The organism is Parablautia muri (genome assembly GCF_009917485.1).
In the GTDB taxonomy this organism is placed as follows: Bacteria; Bacillota; Clostridia; order Lachnospirales; family Lachnospiraceae; genus Suilimivivens; species Suilimivivens muri.
The window spans coordinates 69,256-87,582 of the sequence record NZ_QZDT01000019.1 but is presented as its reverse complement, the minus strand read 5'-3'; the positions used below and the strand labels follow the sequence as shown (position 1 = coordinate 87,582).

Sequence of the window (18,327 nt, the reverse complement as noted above, 5' to 3'; positions counted from 1 at the left end):
GGCAGATAAAAACTATACGAGCCACATAGAGCATAAACCCGGATTAGAGGCTGAAGCCGACTGGTCAGGTCTGTCAATGAACTATATGGACCCTGATACCGGTGAGCGTGTAACGGCATACCTGTTTGCTGCAACAATGCCATACAGTCAGATGATCTATGTGGAAGCCGTAACAAGCATGAATGAAAAAGCATGGCTTTCCTGTCATGTGGACATGTTCCAGTTCTTTGGCGGCACACCAGTAAAGATTGGTACTATGTCAAGAAAAAGTACAAGTTAAACGTGGACTTTTGCCGAATCAATGGAATCTTATTCCACTGTTTTCCACAATCATGTCCTCCAGGTCATCCAATTCGGTTAACATTTCTTCACGGAACTCCTGGATCCGTTCCACGATGGCTTCCAGCAGGTCACGCAAATCTTCCCGCTCCTGGATCAGTGTCTCCACGTTTTTGGGCTTCATCCTGCAGTACCCCCTCTCATTTTATCTGTTTTGCCCCTTGGCTGCGCTTTTCATAACAGTGCCTGACAGCCTCCCTGCTTTTTCGCTTCCTCCCTGCCCAGATATTGTTTTTCATATTCGCTGGGTGAGCGGTACCCACAATGGCTGTGGATCCTCACTGTATTGTAGAACGCTTCTATATACTCAAATACAAGCCTGTATGCATGGCTGTAATCCATGATGCACAACCGGTTGGGCCATTCCCTCTTTATCAGGGAATGGAAGCTTTCTATGCAGGCATTATCCCATGGGCAGGCTTTCGCCGAATAGCTGCGTTCCATCCCTTTGGTCGCTTCTTCATAGTCCCCGCAGGTATACTGCACCCCACGGTCGCTGTGGATGACCAGCGGCCGTGTCACATGCCGCCCCTCTTTCGCCTTTTCCATGGCTTCCAGTACCCACTTCGTTTCCAGCGTCTCCCCCAGTGTCCAGGAAATGATCTTCCTCGAATACAGGTCCATGATGCTGGCCAGGTATACAAAGCCATTGCAGGTTCATATGTAGGTGATATCCTTACACCACGCCGCATCCGGCCTTTCCGGCCGAAAATCCCGGTTCAGTATGTTTTTTAACCCGATGCTGAAATCAGAATCCCTTGTCGTGCGGGCCCTGTGTTTCCTGTAACAGGCCCGGAGCCCCATCTCCCTCATGTACTTCCAAACGGTCCTCCCGCTTACGTTGCCGCCTTTCTGCCGCATCTTTGCTGCTATTTTAGGTGCCCCATAGATTTCGTGCGATTCCTCATAGATAGCCCCGATCTCTGCCATCCTCTGCTCCTTTTTCAATTGACCGGCAGATGGTGTATGCCTCTTGAAAGCGTTATAGCCGCTTCTGGAAACGCCTAAAACCCTAAGTAGCTGACATTCAGACGGCGTTTCCCTTCTTCCTTTAACCGTTTTTCTTCCCTCTCGGCTGCCTGGAAGATGGCCTGTGTCAGTTTCCCAGAATGCCGATGGCTTTTTTTAATATTTCAAGTGCGTCCTTCGTATCCCTGAGTTCTTTTCTCAGCCGGGCATTTTCTTTTTCCTCATCGCTTGCGTAGTTCCCAGCCCCCCGTGTCGGTACTTCCCCGGCGTTCTCAGCTGCCGCTTTTACCCAGCTGCGGATGGCATTGCGGCTTATCCCAAGGTTCTCCGCGCATTTATTCCATCCAAGCTCCTTATGGGCAAGGTAATACTGTACCGCATTTTCCTTAAACTGCTTATCAAACTGTTTACCCATGGTAAACTTCCTCCTGTATCTGTATATATTATACAGTTATTTCTGAAACCTGCCATGTTTAACTTGTACTATTTATATTCTAACACCACTTAACATTTTGAAAATCAGTCAAACTTGTTTAGTCGGAAAATGAAAATGTTAAAATGTGAGAAGCACTAACGGATTAATCATCTGAAGGTGCTTTCTTTGTGTCCTGTTGTCTTATATGAATTTCCGTTAGTGAGTTTTGGAGATACATATTATGCCAGGTCATTTTGATGGATTCTTGCTTTAGTTCGCCGATCCGCTTGTCTAAATACTTTTCAAGCCAATTCATGAGCAATGGGGAATAAATTTATCTGAAATCCGTTGGATGATGGAAAATAACATATCTTCTAATTTGCTGTGTAGATTCTGGAAAAATTCTTTTATCCGGTTACGGTCTTTAAGTTCTATGTCTATTGTAATCAACTCCTTAATAATTTTTGCGTTTAGCTTGGAAAATCCAGAAATTTTTTATTATATATAGATTGTAGGTTGGAACAGTGGAAAATATGTCAAGCGGGTGTTTGATGTAAACAGTAGCCCTGTCTATGAACTGGAAGAAGTATTAAAATGCTATCGCAAGATAGAAATTATGGAGAAATAAATATTTGTAAAGTAACTTGTTAATTAGTCGAGGTAAGGACGTGGTTACTTAATCGTGTCCTTCCTAATATTGTGTGATGAATTTTGAAAAGTGAATATTGTGATACTGTAAAAATTCAGTATCTTTTATAGATTGAAGAAATTTCTATGAATTGGAGTGTGATGTTATAAGAATATGGAAGCAAAAGTATGAGAGATACCTTTTTGGCTTAAAGTAACATTGACAATTAAAGAATCGGCAGCTTATTCAAATATAGGAATCAACAAAATAGAAGATTTATTGAAACAACCTAAGTGTGATTTTGTATTATATGTCGGTAATAAAAAATTGGTAAAAAGGAAAGAGCTTGAGCAGTACACATCAAGAAATTTAGAGATTTAAGCTGAAAATTCAATTTGAATATTCCAAAATGATAGATAATATGCTATAATGTTAGCTTGTATCAAATTCTTTTTGTTGGAATACAGCAGAAAGGAGTTGATTTTATGGATAAAGACTTGAAGGGCAAAGAACTTGGAGTCGGTATCTGTCAAAGAAAGGGTGGTTTATACACAGCACGATTTGTAAGCAAGAGAACTGGTAAATCAGTTCAAAAATATTTCCCAAAGCTACAGGAATGCCGTAAGTGGTATGCGGATGCAAAGTTTGAAGATGAACATGGTGGTATCAATGCATCTGGGGATATAGACAGTAACGGCATGGTTTGATTACTGGATTGAAAATATCAAAGGTGACAGCATAAGACCAAATATAATAAGAAATTATAAAGAACGGTTTGAGCATAATATAAAGAAGTGTATCGGCAATATGATATTGTCAGAGGTAAAACCGATGCACTGTCAGAATGTTCTAAATCAGATGAAGGATGATTATAAGTCATCTACAATATATCAGACAAGGATAACTTTATATTGTATGTTCTCTGATGCTGTTGAAAATGATGTGATCAACAAAAATCCGGTGACAAAGGGAATAAAGCATAATATCGGGAAAGAGCCTAAGAAGGTCATGTCAATGTAGGTATTACAATGAATCTGTATGTTGATGTGGCCGAGGAAGAGAAGTTTAAAGAGGTAGAAAGAATAGAAAATGCCTTAAAAATTGTGTAGCAGATTGTGTAGTAAAAATATAGAGAAAGGCAGAAACCCTTTAAATATAAGGCTTTCTGGATAGGTATGATAAATTATGAAACTAGGAATCGTTGGATTACCTAATGTAGGAAAAAGTACTTTATTTAATTCATTGACAAAAGCAGGAGCAGAGTCTGCCAATTATCCTTTTTGTACCATTGACCCTAACGTGGGTGTGGTGAGCGTCCCGGATGAACGCCTTAAACTGCTTGGAGACATGTATCATTCCAAAAAGGTCACACCGGCCGTAATTGAATTTGTGGATATTGCCGGTTTAGTAAAGGGAGCATCCAAAGGAGAAGGGCTTGGCAACCAGTTTTTGAGCCATATCAGAGAAGTGGATGCAGTTGTGCATGTGGTACGTTGCTTTCAGGATGAAAATGTGGTGCATGTGGACGGAAATATTAATCCTATGCGTGACATTGAAACCATTAATTTGGAACTGATTTTTTCAGATCTTGAGATTTTGGAACGTAGAATTGCCAAGACAGGCAAGGCAGCTAAGATGGATAAGACATTGGCCAAAGAAGCAGCTCTTTTGCAGGGGCTTAAGGCACATTTGGAAGCAGGAAAGAATGCGGGGAGCTATGAGACGGAAGATGAGGATGAGCAGGCTCTTTTAAATTCTTACAATCTGTTGACAGCTAAACCTGTAATTTTTGCGGCTAACGTTGGAGAAGATGACCTGGCCAATGATGGAGCTGATAATGAGGGCGTTAAGGCAGTCAGAGCTTTTGCTGCGGAAAATGGCAGTGAGGTGTTTGTGATCTGTGCACAGATTGAGCAGGAGATTTCGGAGCTGGATGAAGACGAAAAAGCAATGTTCCTGGAGGATCTGGGCCTTAAGGAGTCAGGCCTTGAGAAGTTGATTAAGGCAAGCTACCATTTGCTGGGGCTTCAGAGCTTTTTAACAGCCGGTGAGGATGAAACTAGGGCATGGACGATTCAGATTGGAACCAAGGCGCCTCAGGCGGCAGGGAAAATACATACCGATTTTGAGAGAGGCTTTATTAAGGCTGAGGTAGTAAATTATAAGGATTTATTACAACAGGGATCTTTGGCAGCAGCCAGAGAAAAAGGCCTGGTTGGTATGGAAGGCAAGGACTACGTGGTTAAGGATGGGGATGTTATTTTGTTCCGATTTAACGTCTGATACAATTTCCTGTCGGGAAAATGTTGTAAACTCTGGGAGTTACCGCTTGCGGGCGGTAGCTCCTTTTGGCGTTTAACCCCTACCTTACCCCTACCCGATATTTTTGCTCAATAGTTTACTGCGCTATCCAGTTTTCGGATTTCATCCTGTTTCAAATCGTCCAATACGTGCGTATAGGTATCGGCTGTTTCCTTTATGGTCGCATGACCTAAGAATTTCTGCATAACACGCACGTCCACATTATTTTCTGCCCCTCTGGTCGTGAAAGTATGACGCAGGCAATGAGGGTGGATGTCACTGACACCGATTTTCTCACAGATAGAATAACAGGTGCGCCGTATATTGTTCGGGTCAAGAGGTCTGCCTAACTGGGTACAGAAAACAAGGTCATTGTCCTCGTATGCGCTACTGGCTTTTTCCTTATTTTTCTCCTGTTGCTCCCAGACATCAGCAAGTACTTTGATAGCCGTATCATTGAGAGGGATTGTTCGCTCACTGGACAGGGTTTTCGGTGTGCCAAATTCTAAGTGCCAATGTTCGTCTGCATTGTCAGGGTCTTTCACCTTGCGGAGGATTCTCCTGATGTGCAACTGGTTCTGCTCAAAGTCTATGTCCTGCCATTTCAGCCCTAATAATTCCCCAAGCCGCATACCTGTGCAGAGGTCGAAAATATAGACAACTCCCATATAGGTCACTTTCGCCTGTTCCACAAATGCGTTTTGCTGTTCCTGTGTTAAAACATTGATTTGCGGCTTTGTTGTTTTGGGAAGTTTTACCCTGTTAGCGGTGTTACGGACAATCAAGCCGTCATCTACCGCCGTTTCTAAGGCGTTGCTTAACAGCTTGTAAACATCTATTACCGTAGATGGCGCTAACCCCTTATCGGACAGGCTGTTGACAAATTTCTGAATGATGTCCTGTCGGAGTGCCTTTAGCTTATAGTGACCGATAGCTGGTTTGATGTGGTTTTTTACCTTTACCGTATAATTGATATAGGTAGTAGGCTTTACATACCGCTTTTTGTATTCGGACATATAATAGTCAAGCCATTCGGCAAGGGTCATTTCTGTAGGATTGGTGATAATGCCTTTTTGCAGATTATTCAGCAAGTCGGTCATTTTGGCGGATACTTCCTGTCGGGTCTTTCCATACAGGGATTTACGCTGTTGCTTTCCGTCCGCTGAAATGCCAATCGTTACACGGGCTTCCCATGTGCCATCTTTGCGTTTGCGGATAGAGCCTTCATTTTGTCCCCGTTTTGCCATATGAATCAATCCTCCTTATCAAGCATTTCTTTAAACTGTTCCTCAAATTCTGTCATCTTTAATGATTTTTTAGAGCCTGTACGTTGTCCTGCCCTGATACGCAAGGCTTTTTTAGCATTTACAGAAAAGGTAAGAACAGATGAAATACCAGCCCGTCTAATGTCATCTATTATACTGTATATATCATCAAAGCCGCTGATGTGCGCCAGTTTCACAGCTATATCATCTGCGGTTAAACCATTTGTGCTCACTTTTTCAGATAAATACTTTCCATATGACGTTGACATTTCAATATATTCTGCAAATGAATAGAACAACTGTCCCATGCACTCAATAAGATTTCGCCGTTGGGGATTTCCGTTGTTAAGAGACAATGAATTTATGGTATTTGCTATGGAATCAGCTAAAAAGTCTCCTTCATCTTCTGCAACCATATCCAAAGAATGAAGTAAGCGATTTACGCTATCTCGCTTGGAATAGTCCGTAGATGATGGATTCATTTTTTCTGTCAGTCCGTAAAGGTAATCAGCGGTGCATCCGTAATATTTTGCAAGGTCAATGAGGATAGTCTGGTCGGGAAGATGCCTGCCGCTTTCGTAACTGCTTAAAGCCTGTTTGGTAATACCGATTTCGTCAGCAACATCTTTTTGCCCTAAATCTGTTTTTGCCTTGCGGAGTTCTTTTAACCGTTGTCCTACTATGCTTGCTAAATCTTCTTTAGAAGTTTTTCCCATGTTATTTGTATCTCCTTTCCGATGATATTGCTATTATACTCCTTTTTATTCAAAAAGTAAATAGTCTAAAGATTATTTCCTGATTAAGAAAAAATAAAAAGTCCATTGACAGGTAGCGGCTCATGTGTTATACTGTCAACAGAAACACGATTCAGACAAGAATAGGAAATAATAAAGAGAGGAGAACGATGTGATGAACTACTGTTCCGAAGAAGATTTACCAATCATTATGCAGGCAAAGCACGTTCAGTCGGTTTTGGGGATTTCTAAAGGGAAAACATATGAACTTATGAATTCCAGTGATTTCCCTACGATTTATCTCAACAAACGTATGGTTGTGCCAAAAGACAAGTTTTTTGAGTGGCTGAATCAAGACAAACGAAAAATCAAAAGGAGGGCAATTTATGTGTCAAGAAAAGGTTGAAAATAAGATTAAGTTTAGCGGCTCATGTATGGATGTAAACACGGGTGCGGAAGTGATTTTTGAAGGATACCGTGAAGGGGGCAACTTATTGCTGGAAGCTAAATGTATATCGGATATCTTAAAGAAACAAGCGGCTCAGGGGCAGAAGGCGCAACAATTTCTGGGTGCAGTCAGGTCTACACTCAAAAAATGTAAATATCTATCTCTGCTTTCAAGCCCTGAACAGAATGTAAGCTTGTTCTGTGAAATCAGAAGAAAATGTGACGGCGTTAGAATTGGTTATGTAGAGGATACGGATTATTTACTGGACTGTGAATATTTTTACATGCAGATTTTTAAACCTCCCGTAGAATCTCTTCCTCCTGTTGGAACTTTCTTATTCCCACCAAGTGAGCTTGCATATTATTCAGAATTGTTCCAGTTGGGAGTGCTGAAACCTTATATGAATGATTCATCAAAGGAGTTCTACATGATTGAAGACTTTGACAAGCGGTATATTCGTGTTTCCAATGCTCTTGTAAATTTTGATATTGCCAAATCAGAAATTCTGTAAATAAAGCATAGCCCTAGAAGCCATTACAGTTTCTAGGGCTATTATATTATCTCTTTTTCAAAATCCCCTCGTCAATCAAACTGGATACCCGTGCAAACTCTTCTTTGGGGTCATGTACATAATATCCACAGGGAGCAGGGGGCGGTACTATATCCTCCCACATACATTCTACGCCCATTCCCTGTAAAGAGCCGAAAAGATAAGGGCAGTCATTACAACCTTTATATTCTGGAGCTACTTTCCGCACTTTATCCTGTCGCTTACAGAAAATCCGTCCGTTTCCGTCCATATAATTAAAATGATTGACCGATTCCAGATGAATAGCCATTTTCATTCCCCCTCTCCGTCAGTACCTATATCGGGCAGTTGAATGTAAGTGCCGTCATATCTCCAAGATTCTGTAGAAGTGATGATTAGTTCATTATCTTGAATAATGGCAGATGTATATACTCTGTCCTCAAATTCCCAGTTGATAAACTCCCAGCCTGTGTCTGCTCCGTTTCTGTCAAGGACAAAGGTTTCTGCTTCTGGCTCAAAGTACAGTACCAGTGAACCATTCTGCGTTTCTACATTTACAAATGTGTCTGTTTCAAAACATTGGTATCTGCCATAGGTGGTATATTCACCGTCCCTATAGAAATCATCAGCCTGTTCCTCTATAGCTGTTTCATTAGGCAATTCTGGCTCTTGTGTAGGTTTTGGTTGTTCTTCCTGTGTTTCAACATCACTGATATAAGTACCGTCCCAATTGATTTGAGTTTTATAAATTACAGGTCTGCCTGTTAAATCCTCAAATAAATACATACTTGATTCATAAGTCCAACCCAACATAATGTTTTCTGTAGTAGCGACACACTCTACATATCTTGTCTCATTATTCTTAGGTGAAGCAGGCAAGGCACAATATGCGTCCACATAAAAACTGATACGATACTCGTTTTTAGATAGCTTTTCCACGGTTGGCTCCAAATAAGTAAATTCTATACCCTTACCGCCGTAAACGGTTTCATAATAGGATACAGCTAAAGATGTAGCTGTGTCTGGGTCTACCTTATTTATAGAACTGGAAACATTTTCCTCTATGGGTGTCGTTACCTCTGTTGTCTGAGTATTCCCACAACCTGAGAGAAGCGTTGTAATAAATAAGGCTACAGCAATAAATCTATGTTTCATTCTCTTATCTCCTGTGTTGTTTTGCAATTTCCCTGTTATGCTGAATGGTTCTAATAACTTCTTTGACAAACCGCTCCGTTCTCTGTTTCCCATAATACCGATAAGGGTCTACGGCTTTCTCCGTCTTTTCGTCCATCCACGGATTGACGATACAATAACCTTTGTAATCAAATCTCACCATGCTAATCGTAGCCGTTCCAGAATTGTCATGCCACATAGCGTCCAACTGTTGCCACGCAAATTCTTTTACCTGTTCAATCGTTATTTCCATAGCTATCCCCCGATTTAATCATCTTCCTCATAATACGCTAAATCGTCAAAATACCCACCCTCGGCATCATCTTCAAGCAATTCTTCCTCGGTCATTTCCGTTACATATTCCAGAGCCTTATTCATTTCAAGGGCTAATTCTTTAGCCGATTTCTGGGTGAAAGGCAATCTTTCTTTTGGTTCAACGAATCTCTCCATGTCATTATCCCTCATTTCTTTGTCAATAAATGCTTTTTAGAATGAATCCGTACATAGTGTTCATGTCTAACGGTTCTGTATCAATCTGTCCACCCAGTCACATAAATTCCGTTCTTGTTTGGGAGTAGAAGCGGTTACAACAAATTCCTGTCCTCTGCAAGCAGAATTTAATTCTGCATAACCGTCCTTTAGTATAGGGCGGTTATCGCCTTGCCATGAAATGGATATACCGTCCTCACCAAAGAACGCAGGCAAAGCCCATAGCCGCCGATTGTCCTGCCCTCTCTTTGTAAGTATCAGTGAATCGTCATACTGGAATGTGCTGTATGTATCGGGCAAATATAAGCGGTTATTCGGACGGTTACAATTTATACTGTGAGGGTGCCAGAAATAGCGGCTTTTTATTTCCTGTTTCTCCCTCAATACTTCTCCAACTTTCATATAGCCGTAGATGATATGGACAATAGGAGCGTTACGGTCAAAACACAGTGTTTTATTAGGTTGAACCATTGTTTTTTGAAACATTCCGTAGAATAAAAATATATCGCCCACGCCTACGCCCAATTTATCCAGATGTACGGCAGATACGCCATGTTGTCCGAATGCTGGTTTCCATTCATCTGTTGCCGTTCTGCCCTCTATATCCTCATATATGTCGGGGTCAAGATGACAGGTCTGGCTTTTGCCAAAATCAAATTTAGGGCATAGCTGACTGATGATTTCCTCTAAACTCTGCCCTTTGTAACATAAATCCTTGTATGCCGTTCCTACCGTGTTATCTGGGATTGGGAGAGATAACAGCGTACCATCTGGCAAAATAGGGCTTGCCATACCTCCCGATGTACTGTCCATGCCTTTTCTGCTCAGTATCACTTTCATAATGCCATGCCTCCTACTAAGCACCATCTTAGCATATAGCACAACAAAAAGCAACTGACAGCATATACAAATAACGCAACGTGCGGATTATCTAAGACATAAGCAATTAGTATCATTTACATATACTATTTGCATTGGAGGGAAAACGCATGGAGCAACAGGCATTAGGAAAGCGTATTCGTGAGGAACGGCTAAAGCTGAATCTGACACAGGAAAGACTGGCAGAAGATGTAAACCTTTCAACCGCCTATATCGGGCAGATTGAGCGTGGGGAACGCAGCTTAACATTAGAAAATCTGGCAGCAGTTGCTAACCGTCTGGGCGTTACCATAGATTATCTGTTGTCTGATTCCGTCGTTTCTGACAGTGACGGTCAATATCGGCTATGGTGTCAACTGATGAACGGCAGGACAGAGGAACAAAAAGCCTTAGCTATCAATATGGTAAAACTCATGTTTGGCTATCTGGACGAAAATTCCTGAATGATACAGTGATGGGGAAGATACCCTTTAACAGAGAATCTTCCCCATTTTAAATGACCAGAAATCACCGCTAATGCATTTTAACCGCTTGACTGAGAATAACTCCACCTATCGCCGAATGAACCTTAGAACGCAATTTTAAGGCTGTTCCCTATCGCCGAAAAGCAACTTAGCCGCTTATAAGCCTTGTAAAAATCCTATTTCCGTTCTACAAAAGCTGATAGAAAATCCATATGGCTAAAATGTCATTCCTCAATCGCTTACAAGACAGATTCCTTACAGCGGTTTACATATCGTTTTATTCCGCATCCCGCTTACAAACCGCCTAAAATCTTTAACCCTGTGACTGATACCGTTATAAGCATTTCAGCATAAACCGTATTCCCTCGCTGAATCCCTTACAAAACCCCTCTCTTTCCAGCTCATTATAGAAACGGTTCAATTCTTCTTCAATCTGTAGGTATTCCTCACCAGAGATAAGAGCAGACAGCCTTGTATAAAGCTGTTTTTCCCTCAACTCAATTTCTGCCGCCTTTTCCGTAACGGTATGAGTGTAAATCGTATCTGTGATATATCGTTCCATGACATTCCCCCTTGTCTGTAAAATTATTTTAAACTCAATCCTTATCATTTCACCTGAACGAAAACAGTGTTTCCAGTCTACTTTAAAATAAGTTTAAAACCATTTTCGCCCATAAATCTCATTTAAAATAAAACCTCAAGTTTAAAATAAATTTTATTTTCGGTGCTTTGTTTTCAGCACGATATATCTTTCATCGCCAGATAGGCGGCTTAACGGCTCATAGGAGCAGACGGGCTTTTCCTTACAGACAAGATAGCTTTCCAACGTCTGGTACTCCTGTTCGGTATAGGCTTCTGTGTTCAGTTCCTTTACATTATAGAATACGCCATAGCTTTGTATCTGGCGGATATGGGAGAGGGCAGAATACAAAGTCTTGAAGTTGTCATACCGCATACGGCTGTTATCCTCGGAGTACATTTTTGTCATATACCCAAACAGTTTCTTATAGTCCTCTGGCTGAAATTTATCCACGATACAGCTATATCGCTGGAAAGAATTGTCCTCACCTAAGATATTATCAGAGGTAAGCCGCTTTTGATTGACTAAGAGCCACCATATCCTCTGGATGATGGTTTCAAAATCAGAAAACAGGCGGCTTTCTATACCAGAAAATTGATTGGCAATATGCTTCTCCCCAATCCCGTTGTTCCCAAAAACAACGGCTACATGAAAGTGAGGGTGGTAGACATCTTCTCTGTATGTGACTTCTAAGGAACGGATACAGCCTTGAAAGCCATACTGTGACAGGTCTACTCCCTTCACTTTTTTGTTGCCGTTTAGATACGTTACCAAAGTTTTAAAGCAGTAAGCCATATGCTGTATGGTTCCTCTCAATTCCTCGCCGTTACAGTCTGGAACGGTCAGCACCATATGATACAGAGAATCCTTATATTGTTCCATATAGGGCAGGAAACGGTTTTGCAGTAACATTTTCTTCACCTGATTACAATTACTGCAAAATTTATCCTTACATAAAAAGGTTCGCAGTAACACTCTTACATGGCTGGCTTCATAAGTTTCCATAGACCAGAATCGGTTACAGTTTTCCAGACGTTTCTTGCGTTCCCTTATTATATGAGCTTCATGAGGCGACAGGCGTTTCTTTACAATGCCGTTTGCAAGCAGTTTCAGATAGTTCATAACCATTTCTTCATTCCGCTTTGCGTTCCCATGCACTTTTCCCATATGGTATTTTGTTACTTCCTTTACAACAGGCGTATGTTCCATGTTCCCCATGTCTGCAATCCCTCCATTTCCTTTTTCCATATCCTTTTTGTTTTAGTACGCTTAACTCTAATTAGAGAATAGATAATTATATAGGGGTTCGCCGCCTGTAATTTACAAGGTTTCTCAAACAGGCTTTGAACCCCTACCATCACCCCTAACCCCTTGACGCAATCTGGATTTTATGGTATATATTGAACTGGTAAAGTAGAAGAAATTCAACATAATGTGAAAGGACGGAATTGTATAGACATGATGAAATTTCGGTTTATAGTGTTCCGATTTAACGTATAAGGCATAAAGGTGTGAATGCAAAAAAGTTTGCGCAAGCATTATAGTGCATATCGTGTGCTTGCACAAACCGTATACTATGCCACCTTGCATATATAGTATATATAATTTGCAGGTGATTGGAAGTCTGGGAGATTAAGATGGATTTAATGGATATTTCTTTTCCCAATCTGGGAATTTATCTGAGAAATGTACCTAAAAGTTTTAGTGTATTTGGCTTTGAGATTGCACTTTATGGTGTCATAATAGGGATAGGTGTAATTTGTGGCATTTTGATAGCGGCCTGGCAGGCAAAAAGATCGGGGCAGGATCCGGAGCTTTATTGGGACTTTTCTATTTATGCGGTGATTCTTTCCATTATTGGAGCAAGAATTTATTATGTTATTTTTGCATGGGATCAATATAAAAATAACCTAATCAATGTATTTCATATCCGAAATGGCGGACTGGCCATTTATGGTGGTGTGATTACAGCGTTTCTTACGCTGTTCGTCTATGCCAGAATAAAAAAACAAAATGCCTTCAGGATGGCGGACACCGGTGTGGTGGGCCTTATTTTAGGACAGGCAATCGGCAGATGGGGAAATTTCACGAATCGGGAGGTATTTGGGGAATATACCAACAATATTTTTGCTATGCGTCTCCCAATAGAGGCGGTGCGCCCTGGCGATATTTCTCAGTCGATTGCAGAGCATATAGAGGAGGGGATGAATTATATTCAGGTCCATCCCACTTTTCTGTATGAGAGTCTTTGGAACTTTGGAGTGTTGGCGCTTATTTTACTGTATTGGCAACACAAAAAGTTTGAAGGGGAGATAGCACTTCTATATCTAGGCGGCTATGGATTGGGAAGGGCATGGATAGAGGGAATTAGAACAGACCAGCTGTTCATTCCCAAAACAACGGTACCTGTTTCACAGGTACTCGCAATTGTGCTGTTTGTGGGAGCTTTGTTATGTGACATTGTTGTGAGAGTGCGACAGCGCAACAAATAAAAAATAAAAAATTTTTTCAATTATCAGTACAATATCTGGTAATGCATCTTGGAGTTTAACCCCAGATGTGGGAAAAAGATGAATATTTGCATGAAAAATGCGTCCGGCAGGGAGTAACCGGGCGCATTTTTTTTCTTGCGCTTGGTATTCAATTGAGGTAGAATAGACCTGTGAGTGGTGAAAAGTGGTGGTTAGTGTTAACTTTGTGGTAGAAAGTGGTGCGAATTAATTATTTTGTGTGGCAGACCACTTGGAAGTGAAGGTAAGATAGCAATCTATGTTTTGTCAGTTGCGGCAGACAGTGGAGAGCACAAGCAGGTGAATGCCTATGTTTATGGGAGAGTACAACCATACAATAGATGCGAAGGGCAGACTAATCGTTCCATCCAAATTCCGTGAAGTGCTGGGAGATGAATTTGTAGTAACGAAGGGAATGGATGGATGTTTGTTTGTATTCGATGAACCTGAGTGGAAGGCTTTCGAGGAAAAGCTGCGGGGATTGCCGATGATTGACAAGGAAGCAAGACAGTTTACTCGTTTTTTCCTGGCAGGAGCTGCCAGTGTAGAAGTGGACAAGCAGGGAAGAATTCTTTTACCGGCTGTGCTTCGGGAGTTTGCTGGAATTACAAAAGACGCTGTGCTGGTAGGTGTGGGAAACCGGGTGGAAATCTGGAGTAAGGACAGATGGGAAGGCACTGTTACATACCAGGATATGGAGGAAATTTCCAGACACATGATAGAACTTGGGATTGGGATTTAAAAGTAATGGAGGATTAAAATGACGTTTGGGCACATGTCGGTTTTACTTGAGGAGACAATTGAGGGACTTAAGATAAATCCGGCAGGGCTTTATGTGGACGGCACATTAGGTGGCGGCGGTCATTCCCTGGAAATTGTAAAAAGGCTGGGAGAGGACGGGAGGCTCATTGGAATAGACCAGGACGGTGTGGCAATAGAAGCTGCCAGAGAGAGGCTTTCAGGGTTTCAGAACAAGGTCTCAATTGTAAGAGGAAATTACCGCAGCACAAAGGAGATACTATTAAGACTTGGGATTACAGGTATGGATGGAATGCTGCTTGACCTAGGGGTGTCCTCCTACCAATTAGATACAAAGGAGCGGGGATTTTCCTACCGATTTGATACGCCTCTTGATATGAGAATGGATACACGGCAGTCTCTGACGGCGAAGGAAATTGTAAATGATTACGGGGAGGGTGAATTATACCGCATCATCAGGGACTACGGGGAAGATAAGTTTGCAAAGAATATTGCAAAGCATATCGCCCTAGCAAGGCAGACAAAGCCCATAGAAACAACAGAGGAACTAAATAAAATTATAAAAGCGGCGATTCCGGCAAAATGCCGGGCGGAAGGAGGGCATCCCTCCAAGAGAGCGTTTCAGGCCATTCGGATAGAGTGTAACAGAGAGCTTGAAGTGCTTAAGGAATCTTTGGAGGAATTAATTGATATGTTAAAGCCTGGGGGAAGGTTGTGTATCATAACCTTTCATTCTCTGGAGGATAGAATCGTAAAAACAGCCTTTAAGCGTGCGGCAAACCCATGTACATGTCCGCCAGGCTTTCCGGTCTGCGTTTGCGGGAAGGTGAGTAAGGGGAAGGTGATAACTGGAAAACCTATTTTACCGTCAGAGATAGAAATGGAAGAAAATCCAAGGTCTAAAAGTGCAAAATTGAGGATTTTTGAAAAGGCATGGTAACAGTTCAGGCAGGTTTCGGCATTTTATATGCAGACTGTGAGAACATAATATAAGTGTATATCATTGTGGTACAATCTACAATTTACCCGATTGGCAGGATGGAGGTTATAAATGGCAGTAAATAATGAGGGTAACAGAAGAAGAACTGCATATAGAAATAGCGTTTATGTGCAGGGAAATACTGCCAGAAGGCTTCAGGCACTACCAGATTTACAAAGAGAGCCTGAAAAGAAATTAAGCGTAAGGACACAGAAGAACAGGGAACGCATTCGGCACATGAACATTGGTTCCGTGCTTTCTATGGCAACTGCTATGGTGATAGCCGGCCTGATTCTCACATGGTACTTGACATTGCAGTCTGATATTACCAACAGTATTGAGCATATTGCAAAGCTTGAGAGCCGTTTAAATGAGCTAAGGCTGGAAAATGATGAAAACTACAGCAGAATAAACAACAGTGTAGATTTAGAGGAGGTAAAAAGGGTTGCCATACAGGAGCTTGGTATGATTTATGCTCATGAGGGGCAGATTATATCCTTCAACGGAGAGGGAAGCGATTACATAAGGCAGACGGGCAGTATTCCATAAATATTCAGTGTTACAATAGTTCGGACAAAAGCAGGTGTGGTCATGAGAAAAAAAGGATATAATAAGCTTACAATTAAAATGCAGAAAAAGCTGGTAGTGTTATTTACGTTTATACTACTGGCTTTTGTAGGATTAACCTATCGGTTATTTACCATAACAAGAGATAATGGGGAACGCTATAAAAAGCAGGTTCTTTCTCAGCAGAGATATGACAGCAAGACCCTTCCTTTTAAACGGGGAACGATTTATGATGCCAATGGCAGTGTACTTGCTTCCAGTGAAAAAGTTTATAATGTTATTTTGGATGCCGTGGCAATTACGGATAACAAAGGAGAGTACCTGGAACCTACCTTAAATGCGCTGCGCAGCGAGCTTGGAATTGATACTGCAAGTGTGCGTACTTATATAGAAGAAAATAGTGAGACATCCCGCTACCGTGTTCTGGCAAGGCGCCTTGAATATGAAGAAATCCAAAGCTTTGTGGAAATGCAGAATGCGGAAGATTCCCTGATTAAGGGAATCTGGTTTGAGGAGGAATATAAAAGGATTTACCCGGGCAACAGCCTTGCCTGTGATGTAATTGGGTTTACCACCAGTGATAATGTAGGCTCCTATGGACTGGAGGAATATTATAATGATGTCCTGTCCGGAACTCCGGGAAGAGAATATGGGTATCTGAATGACGATTCCAACTTAGAGCGCACCACCATACCGGCGGAGGATGGCAACAGCATTGTAAGCACCATTGATTCGAATGTGCAGAGAATTGTGGAGAAATACCTTAAGAAGCATGACGAGGAATATAAGGACAATGCTCATGAGGGAAATGGATCCAGGAATACAGGCTGTATTATTATGGATGTAAACAGCGGAGAAGTAATCGCCATGGCCGGATATCCGGTTTTTAATCTGAACGATACAAGAAATACGGATGCGCTGATCGGTATGCCGATTTTGGATGAAAATGATAAAGTAACCGGGGAATATATTAATGCGGAAAATCTGGACACGATCACCAGTGACTCGGATGTTTTTTACAGACATCTTAATGCATTATGGAAAAATTTCTGTATCAATGATACCTATGAGCCGGGCTCTGTCTCCAAGCCTTTTACTGTGGCAGCCGGTATAGAAAGCGGTAGTATCACGGGAAATGAAAGCTATAATTGTGAAGGACTCCTTGAGATAGGCGGCGAAAAAATAAGATGCCACAACAGATATGGTGACGGTTATCTTACAGTGCCCGAGGCCATAGAACGTTCCTGTAACGTGAATATGATGTATATTGCCCAGGCAACAGGCAAAGAAACCTTTGTGGACTTTCAGCATATCTTTAACATAGGTCTGAAAACCAATATTGATCTGGCAGGTGAGGCCAGGACGGCAAGTCTTGTTTATAACAAGCAGACCATGGGACCTACGGAGCTTGCCACCAACAGCTTTGGACAGGGATATAACGCTACCATGATTGAAATGATGGCAGGCTTTTGTTCTCTGATTAACGGCGGATATTACTATGAACCGCACATGGTAAGCAAAATAATAAGTCCTTCAGGCGCTACGGTACAAAACATAGAGCCCAGAATATTAAAGCAGACCATATCGGAAACTACCTCTGCAAAGATACGGGAGATGTGCAATCTGGTCGTATCGGGAGCAAATGGCACGGGAAAGACGGCAAGACCGGCCGGTTATATGATTGGTGGCAAGACCGGAACTGCGGAGACGCTGCCCCGTGGAAACAAAGAATATGTAGTATCCTTTTTAGGGTATGCGCCGATAGATGACCCACAAATTGCTATTTATGTGGTGGTGGACAGGCCCAATGTTCCCGGCAATATTATGGATGATGCCAAATTCGCTACCAGGATTGTGAAAAACATCCTTACGGAAGTGCTTCCATATGAAGGAATCTTTATGACAGAGGAGCTGACAGACAAAGAGAGAGAGGAATTAGAAGCGCTTCAGATTGAAATTATGACGCCGCCTATTACAGACGGAACCGGAGAAGAAGAACCGGAGGGCGAAGGAGGAGAGAATAGCAATCCGGAAGGAGCTGAGGGAAGTGACGCAGAAGGGCAGGGAGAACCGCCGGAAGGAGCAGAAGGGGGCGAAAGTACGAAAATTTGGACCACATTCCCAATAGACCCGGAAACAGGCTATGCAATAGATCCGGAAACAGGAGACTATGTGGATCCGGAAACAGGCGCAGTATTGGGAGGAAGCTACGATGATGGTGCGGAAACCACAGGCACGCCGCCTCCATCCCCTGAACCTACACAGACACCAGAAGAAGAATAAAGGATTTTTCTATGAA

25 protein-coding genes and 2 pseudogenes are annotated in these 18,327 nt (G+C 41.9%); 13 read left to right on the top strand and 14 right to left on the bottom strand.

What is annotated here, in order from left to right:
* Positions 1–280 (top strand): annotated as a pseudogene (locus tag D5281_RS12765) (hypothetical protein); the annotation flags it as partial.
* 18 nt (positions 281–298) lie between these two features.
* Here the strand turns inward: D5281_RS12765 and D5281_RS12760 are convergent.
* The 5 genes and pseudogenes from D5281_RS12760 to D5281_RS12750 all read right to left on the bottom strand — a co-directional run bounded on the left by D5281_RS12760 (position 299) and on the right by D5281_RS12750 (position 1,723).
* The gene (locus D5281_RS12760; RefSeq protein WP_160560528.1) at positions 299–463 is read right to left on the bottom strand and encodes a hypothetical protein; all 165 of its coding nucleotides are present in this window, start codon (positions 461–463) and stop codon (positions 299–301) included.
* Between the two features lie 50 nt (positions 464–513).
* Positions 514–783 (bottom strand): integrase core domain-containing protein, encoded by a 270-nt coding sequence (locus tag D5281_RS27325; RefSeq protein WP_330585009.1) that lies wholly within the window; start codon positions 781–783, stop codon positions 514–516.
* A gap of 15 nt (positions 784–798) precedes the next feature.
* Positions 799–981, bottom strand: a pseudogene (locus D5281_RS27320) (DDE-type integrase/transposase/recombinase); the annotation flags it as partial.
* A 15-nt stretch (positions 982–996) separates the two neighbouring features.
* A complete protein-coding gene (locus D5281_RS25710) occupies positions 997–1,269 on the bottom strand; it encodes an IS3 family transposase (RefSeq protein WP_277935344.1) in 273 nt (90 codons plus the stop codon).
* Positions 1,270–1,435: 166 nt separating this feature from the next.
* The gene (locus tag D5281_RS12750; RefSeq protein WP_160560527.1) at positions 1,436–1,723 is read right to left on the bottom strand and encodes a transposase; all 288 of its coding nucleotides are present in this window, start codon (positions 1,721–1,723) and stop codon (positions 1,436–1,438) included.
* An 823-nt stretch (positions 1,724–2,546) separates the two neighbouring features.
* Between D5281_RS12750 and D5281_RS26940 the strand changes: the two genes are divergently transcribed.
* From D5281_RS26940 to ychF, 4 genes are all read left to right on the top strand, one after another.
* Entirely contained in the window at positions 2,547–2,732 is a 186-nt protein-coding gene (locus D5281_RS26940) for an excisionase (protein WP_334296613.1), read from the top strand.
* A 104-nt stretch (positions 2,733–2,836) separates the two neighbouring features.
* Complete coding sequence (locus D5281_RS12740) at positions 2,837–3,058, top strand: hypothetical protein (protein WP_160560525.1); 222 nt, start codon at positions 2,837–2,839, stop codon at positions 3,056–3,058.
* 7 nt (positions 3,059–3,065) lie between these two features.
* Entirely contained in the window at positions 3,066–3,371 is a 306-nt protein-coding gene (locus D5281_RS12735) for a tyrosine-type recombinase/integrase (RefSeq protein WP_330585008.1), read from the top strand.
* A 165-nt stretch (positions 3,372–3,536) separates the two neighbouring features.
* On the top strand, positions 3,537–4,634 hold the full coding sequence (ychF, locus tag D5281_RS12730; RefSeq protein ID WP_160560524.1) for a redox-regulated ATPase YchF: 1,098 nt from the start codon (positions 3,537–3,539) through the stop codon (positions 4,632–4,634).
* Between the two features lie 107 nt (positions 4,635–4,741).
* Here ychF and D5281_RS12725 read toward each other — a convergent pair whose 3' ends face one another.
* Together D5281_RS12725 and D5281_RS12720 are read right to left on the bottom strand one after the other, a co-directional pair.
* Positions 4,742–5,899, bottom strand: coding sequence for a tyrosine-type recombinase/integrase (locus D5281_RS12725; protein ID WP_160560523.1), 1,158 nt, complete (start codon positions 5,897–5,899; stop codon positions 4,742–4,744).
* Positions 5,900–5,904: 5 nt separating this feature from the next.
* Positions 5,905–6,633 (bottom strand): helix-turn-helix transcriptional regulator, encoded by a 729-nt coding sequence (locus D5281_RS12720; RefSeq protein ID WP_160560522.1) that lies wholly within the window; start codon positions 6,631–6,633, stop codon positions 5,905–5,907.
* 190 nt (positions 6,634–6,823) lie between these two features.
* On the opposite strand from D5281_RS12720, the gene D5281_RS12715 reads away from it, so the two are divergent.
* Positions 6,824–7,057, top strand: a complete 234-nt coding sequence (locus tag D5281_RS12715) for a MerR family transcriptional regulator (protein WP_300939680.1) — start codon at positions 6,824–6,826, stop codon at positions 7,055–7,057.
* Positions 7,038–7,610, top strand: coding sequence for a hypothetical protein (locus D5281_RS12710; protein ID WP_160560521.1), 573 nt, complete (start codon positions 7,038–7,040; stop codon positions 7,608–7,610). Before D5281_RS12715 ends, D5281_RS12710 begins: the two co-directional genes overlap by 20 nt.
* Before the next feature lie 46 nt (positions 7,611–7,656).
* Here D5281_RS12710 and D5281_RS12705 read toward each other — a convergent pair whose 3' ends face one another.
* The 5 genes from D5281_RS12705 to D5281_RS12685 form a co-directional block, all read right to left on the bottom strand.
* A complete protein-coding gene (locus tag D5281_RS12705; protein WP_160560520.1) occupies positions 7,657–7,938 on the bottom strand; it encodes a hypothetical protein in 282 nt (93 codons plus the stop codon).
* 2 nt (positions 7,939–7,940) lie between these two features.
* Complete coding sequence (locus D5281_RS12700) at positions 7,941–8,783, bottom strand: hypothetical protein (RefSeq protein WP_160560519.1); 843 nt, start codon at positions 8,781–8,783, stop codon at positions 7,941–7,943.
* 4 nt (positions 8,784–8,787) lie between these two features.
* Entirely contained in the window at positions 8,788–9,054 is a 267-nt protein-coding gene (locus D5281_RS12695) for a hypothetical protein (protein ID WP_160560518.1), read from the bottom strand.
* A gap of 14 nt (positions 9,055–9,068) precedes the next feature.
* The gene (locus D5281_RS12690) at positions 9,069–9,251 is read right to left on the bottom strand and encodes a hypothetical protein (protein ID WP_160560517.1); all 183 of its coding nucleotides are present in this window, start codon (positions 9,249–9,251) and stop codon (positions 9,069–9,071) included.
* A 66-nt stretch (positions 9,252–9,317) separates the two neighbouring features.
* Positions 9,318–10,130 (bottom strand): Nmad3 family putative nucleotide modification protein, encoded by an 813-nt coding sequence (locus D5281_RS12685; protein ID WP_160560516.1) that lies wholly within the window; start codon positions 10,128–10,130, stop codon positions 9,318–9,320.
* A gap of 149 nt (positions 10,131–10,279) precedes the next feature.
* Between D5281_RS12685 and D5281_RS12680 the strand changes: the two genes are divergently transcribed.
* Complete coding sequence (locus tag D5281_RS12680; RefSeq protein WP_057573119.1) at positions 10,280–10,612, top strand: helix-turn-helix domain-containing protein; 333 nt, start codon at positions 10,280–10,282, stop codon at positions 10,610–10,612.
* Positions 10,613–10,967: 355 nt separating this feature from the next.
* Here D5281_RS12680 and D5281_RS12675 read toward each other — a convergent pair whose 3' ends face one another.
* Entirely contained in the window at positions 10,968–11,195 is a 228-nt protein-coding gene (locus D5281_RS12675; protein WP_160560515.1) for a hypothetical protein, read from the bottom strand.
* A 153-nt stretch (positions 11,196–11,348) separates the two neighbouring features.
* Complete coding sequence (locus tag D5281_RS12670; RefSeq protein ID WP_160560514.1) at positions 11,349–12,431, bottom strand: protein rep; 1,083 nt, start codon at positions 12,429–12,431, stop codon at positions 11,349–11,351.
* Between the two features lie 428 nt (positions 12,432–12,859).
* Between D5281_RS12670 and lgt the strand changes: the two genes are divergently transcribed.
* From lgt to D5281_RS12645, 5 genes are all read left to right on the top strand, one after another.
* Positions 12,860–13,705: a prolipoprotein diacylglyceryl transferase gene (gene lgt, locus D5281_RS12665; protein WP_160560536.1), complete on the top strand. Its 846-nt coding sequence runs from the start codon at positions 12,860–12,862 to the stop codon at positions 13,703–13,705.
* A gap of 328 nt (positions 13,706–14,033) precedes the next feature.
* On the top strand, positions 14,034–14,465 hold the full coding sequence (gene mraZ / locus D5281_RS12660) for a division/cell wall cluster transcriptional repressor MraZ (RefSeq protein WP_160560513.1): 432 nt from the start codon (positions 14,034–14,036) through the stop codon (positions 14,463–14,465).
* Between the two features lie 18 nt (positions 14,466–14,483).
* Positions 14,484–15,422: a 16S rRNA (cytosine(1402)-N(4))-methyltransferase RsmH gene (gene rsmH, locus D5281_RS12655; RefSeq protein ID WP_160560512.1), complete on the top strand. Its 939-nt coding sequence runs from the start codon at positions 14,484–14,486 to the stop codon at positions 15,420–15,422.
* Positions 15,423–15,533: 111 nt separating this feature from the next.
* Positions 15,534–16,010, top strand: coding sequence for a cell division protein FtsL (locus D5281_RS12650; protein ID WP_160560511.1), 477 nt, complete (start codon positions 15,534–15,536; stop codon positions 16,008–16,010).
* A 42-nt stretch (positions 16,011–16,052) separates the two neighbouring features.
* A complete protein-coding gene (locus D5281_RS12645) occupies positions 16,053–18,311 on the top strand; it encodes a penicillin-binding transpeptidase domain-containing protein (protein ID WP_160560510.1) in 2,259 nt (752 codons plus the stop codon).
* Positions 18,312–18,327: the final 16 nt, after the last annotated feature.

Bases quoted from the DNA above. Each gene is read 5' to 3' on its own strand.
- D5281_RS12720 (WP_160560522.1), bottom strand. From the start codon at position 6,633: ATGGGAAAAACTTCTAAAGAAGATTTAGCAAGCATAGTAGGACAACGG.
- D5281_RS12750 (WP_160560527.1), bottom strand. From the start codon at position 1,723: ATGGGTAAACAGTTTGATAAGCAGTTTAAGGAAAATGCGGTACAGTAT.
- D5281_RS12685 (WP_160560516.1), bottom strand. From the start codon at position 10,130: ATGAAAGTGATACTGAGCAGAAAAGGCATGGACAGTACATCGGGAGGT.
- D5281_RS12700 (WP_160560519.1), bottom strand. From the start codon at position 8,783: ATGAAACATAGATTTATTGCTGTAGCCTTATTTATTACAACGCTTCTC.
- D5281_RS12740 (WP_160560525.1), top strand. From the start codon at position 2,837: ATGGATAAAGACTTGAAGGGCAAAGAACTTGGAGTCGGTATCTGTCAA.
- D5281_RS12670 (WP_160560514.1), bottom strand. From the start codon at position 12,431: ATGGGGAACATGGAACATACGCCTGTTGTAAAGGAAGTAACAAAATAC.
- D5281_RS12690 (WP_160560517.1), bottom strand. From the start codon at position 9,251: ATGGAGAGATTCGTTGAACCAAAAGAAAGATTGCCTTTCACCCAGAAA.
- ychF (WP_160560524.1), top strand. From the start codon at position 3,537: ATGAAACTAGGAATCGTTGGATTACCTAATGTAGGAAAAAGTACTTTA.
- rsmH (WP_160560512.1), top strand. From the start codon at position 14,484: ATGACGTTTGGGCACATGTCGGTTTTACTTGAGGAGACAATTGAGGGA.
- D5281_RS12680 (WP_057573119.1), top strand. From the start codon at position 10,280: ATGGAGCAACAGGCATTAGGAAAGCGTATTCGTGAGGAACGGCTAAAG.
- D5281_RS12645 (WP_160560510.1), top strand. From the start codon at position 16,053: ATGAGAAAAAAAGGATATAATAAGCTTACAATTAAAATGCAGAAAAAG.
- D5281_RS12675 (WP_160560515.1), bottom strand. From the start codon at position 11,195: ATGGAACGATATATCACAGATACGATTTACACTCATACCGTTACGGAA.
- mraZ (WP_160560513.1), top strand. From the start codon at position 14,034: ATGTTTATGGGAGAGTACAACCATACAATAGATGCGAAGGGCAGACTA.
- lgt (WP_160560536.1), top strand. From the start codon at position 12,860: ATGGATATTTCTTTTCCCAATCTGGGAATTTATCTGAGAAATGTACCT.
- D5281_RS12760 (WP_160560528.1), bottom strand. From the start codon at position 463: ATGAAGCCCAAAAACGTGGAGACACTGATCCAGGAGCGGGAAGATTTG.
- D5281_RS12710 (WP_160560521.1), top strand. From the start codon at position 7,038: ATGTGTCAAGAAAAGGTTGAAAATAAGATTAAGTTTAGCGGCTCATGT.
- D5281_RS12705 (WP_160560520.1), bottom strand. From the start codon at position 7,938: ATGGCTATTCATCTGGAATCGGTCAATCATTTTAATTATATGGACGGA.
- D5281_RS12725 (WP_160560523.1), bottom strand. From the start codon at position 5,899: ATGGCAAAACGGGGACAAAATGAAGGCTCTATCCGCAAACGCAAAGAT.
- D5281_RS12650 (WP_160560511.1), top strand. From the start codon at position 15,534: ATGGCAGTAAATAATGAGGGTAACAGAAGAAGAACTGCATATAGAAAT.
- D5281_RS27325 (WP_330585009.1), bottom strand. From the start codon at position 783: ATGGAACGCAGCTATTCGGCGAAAGCCTGCCCATGGGATAATGCCTGC.
- D5281_RS12695 (WP_160560518.1), bottom strand. From the start codon at position 9,054: ATGGAAATAACGATTGAACAGGTAAAAGAATTTGCGTGGCAACAGTTG.
- D5281_RS25710 (WP_277935344.1), bottom strand. From the start codon at position 1,269: ATGGCAGAGATCGGGGCTATCTATGAGGAATCGCACGAAATCTATGGG.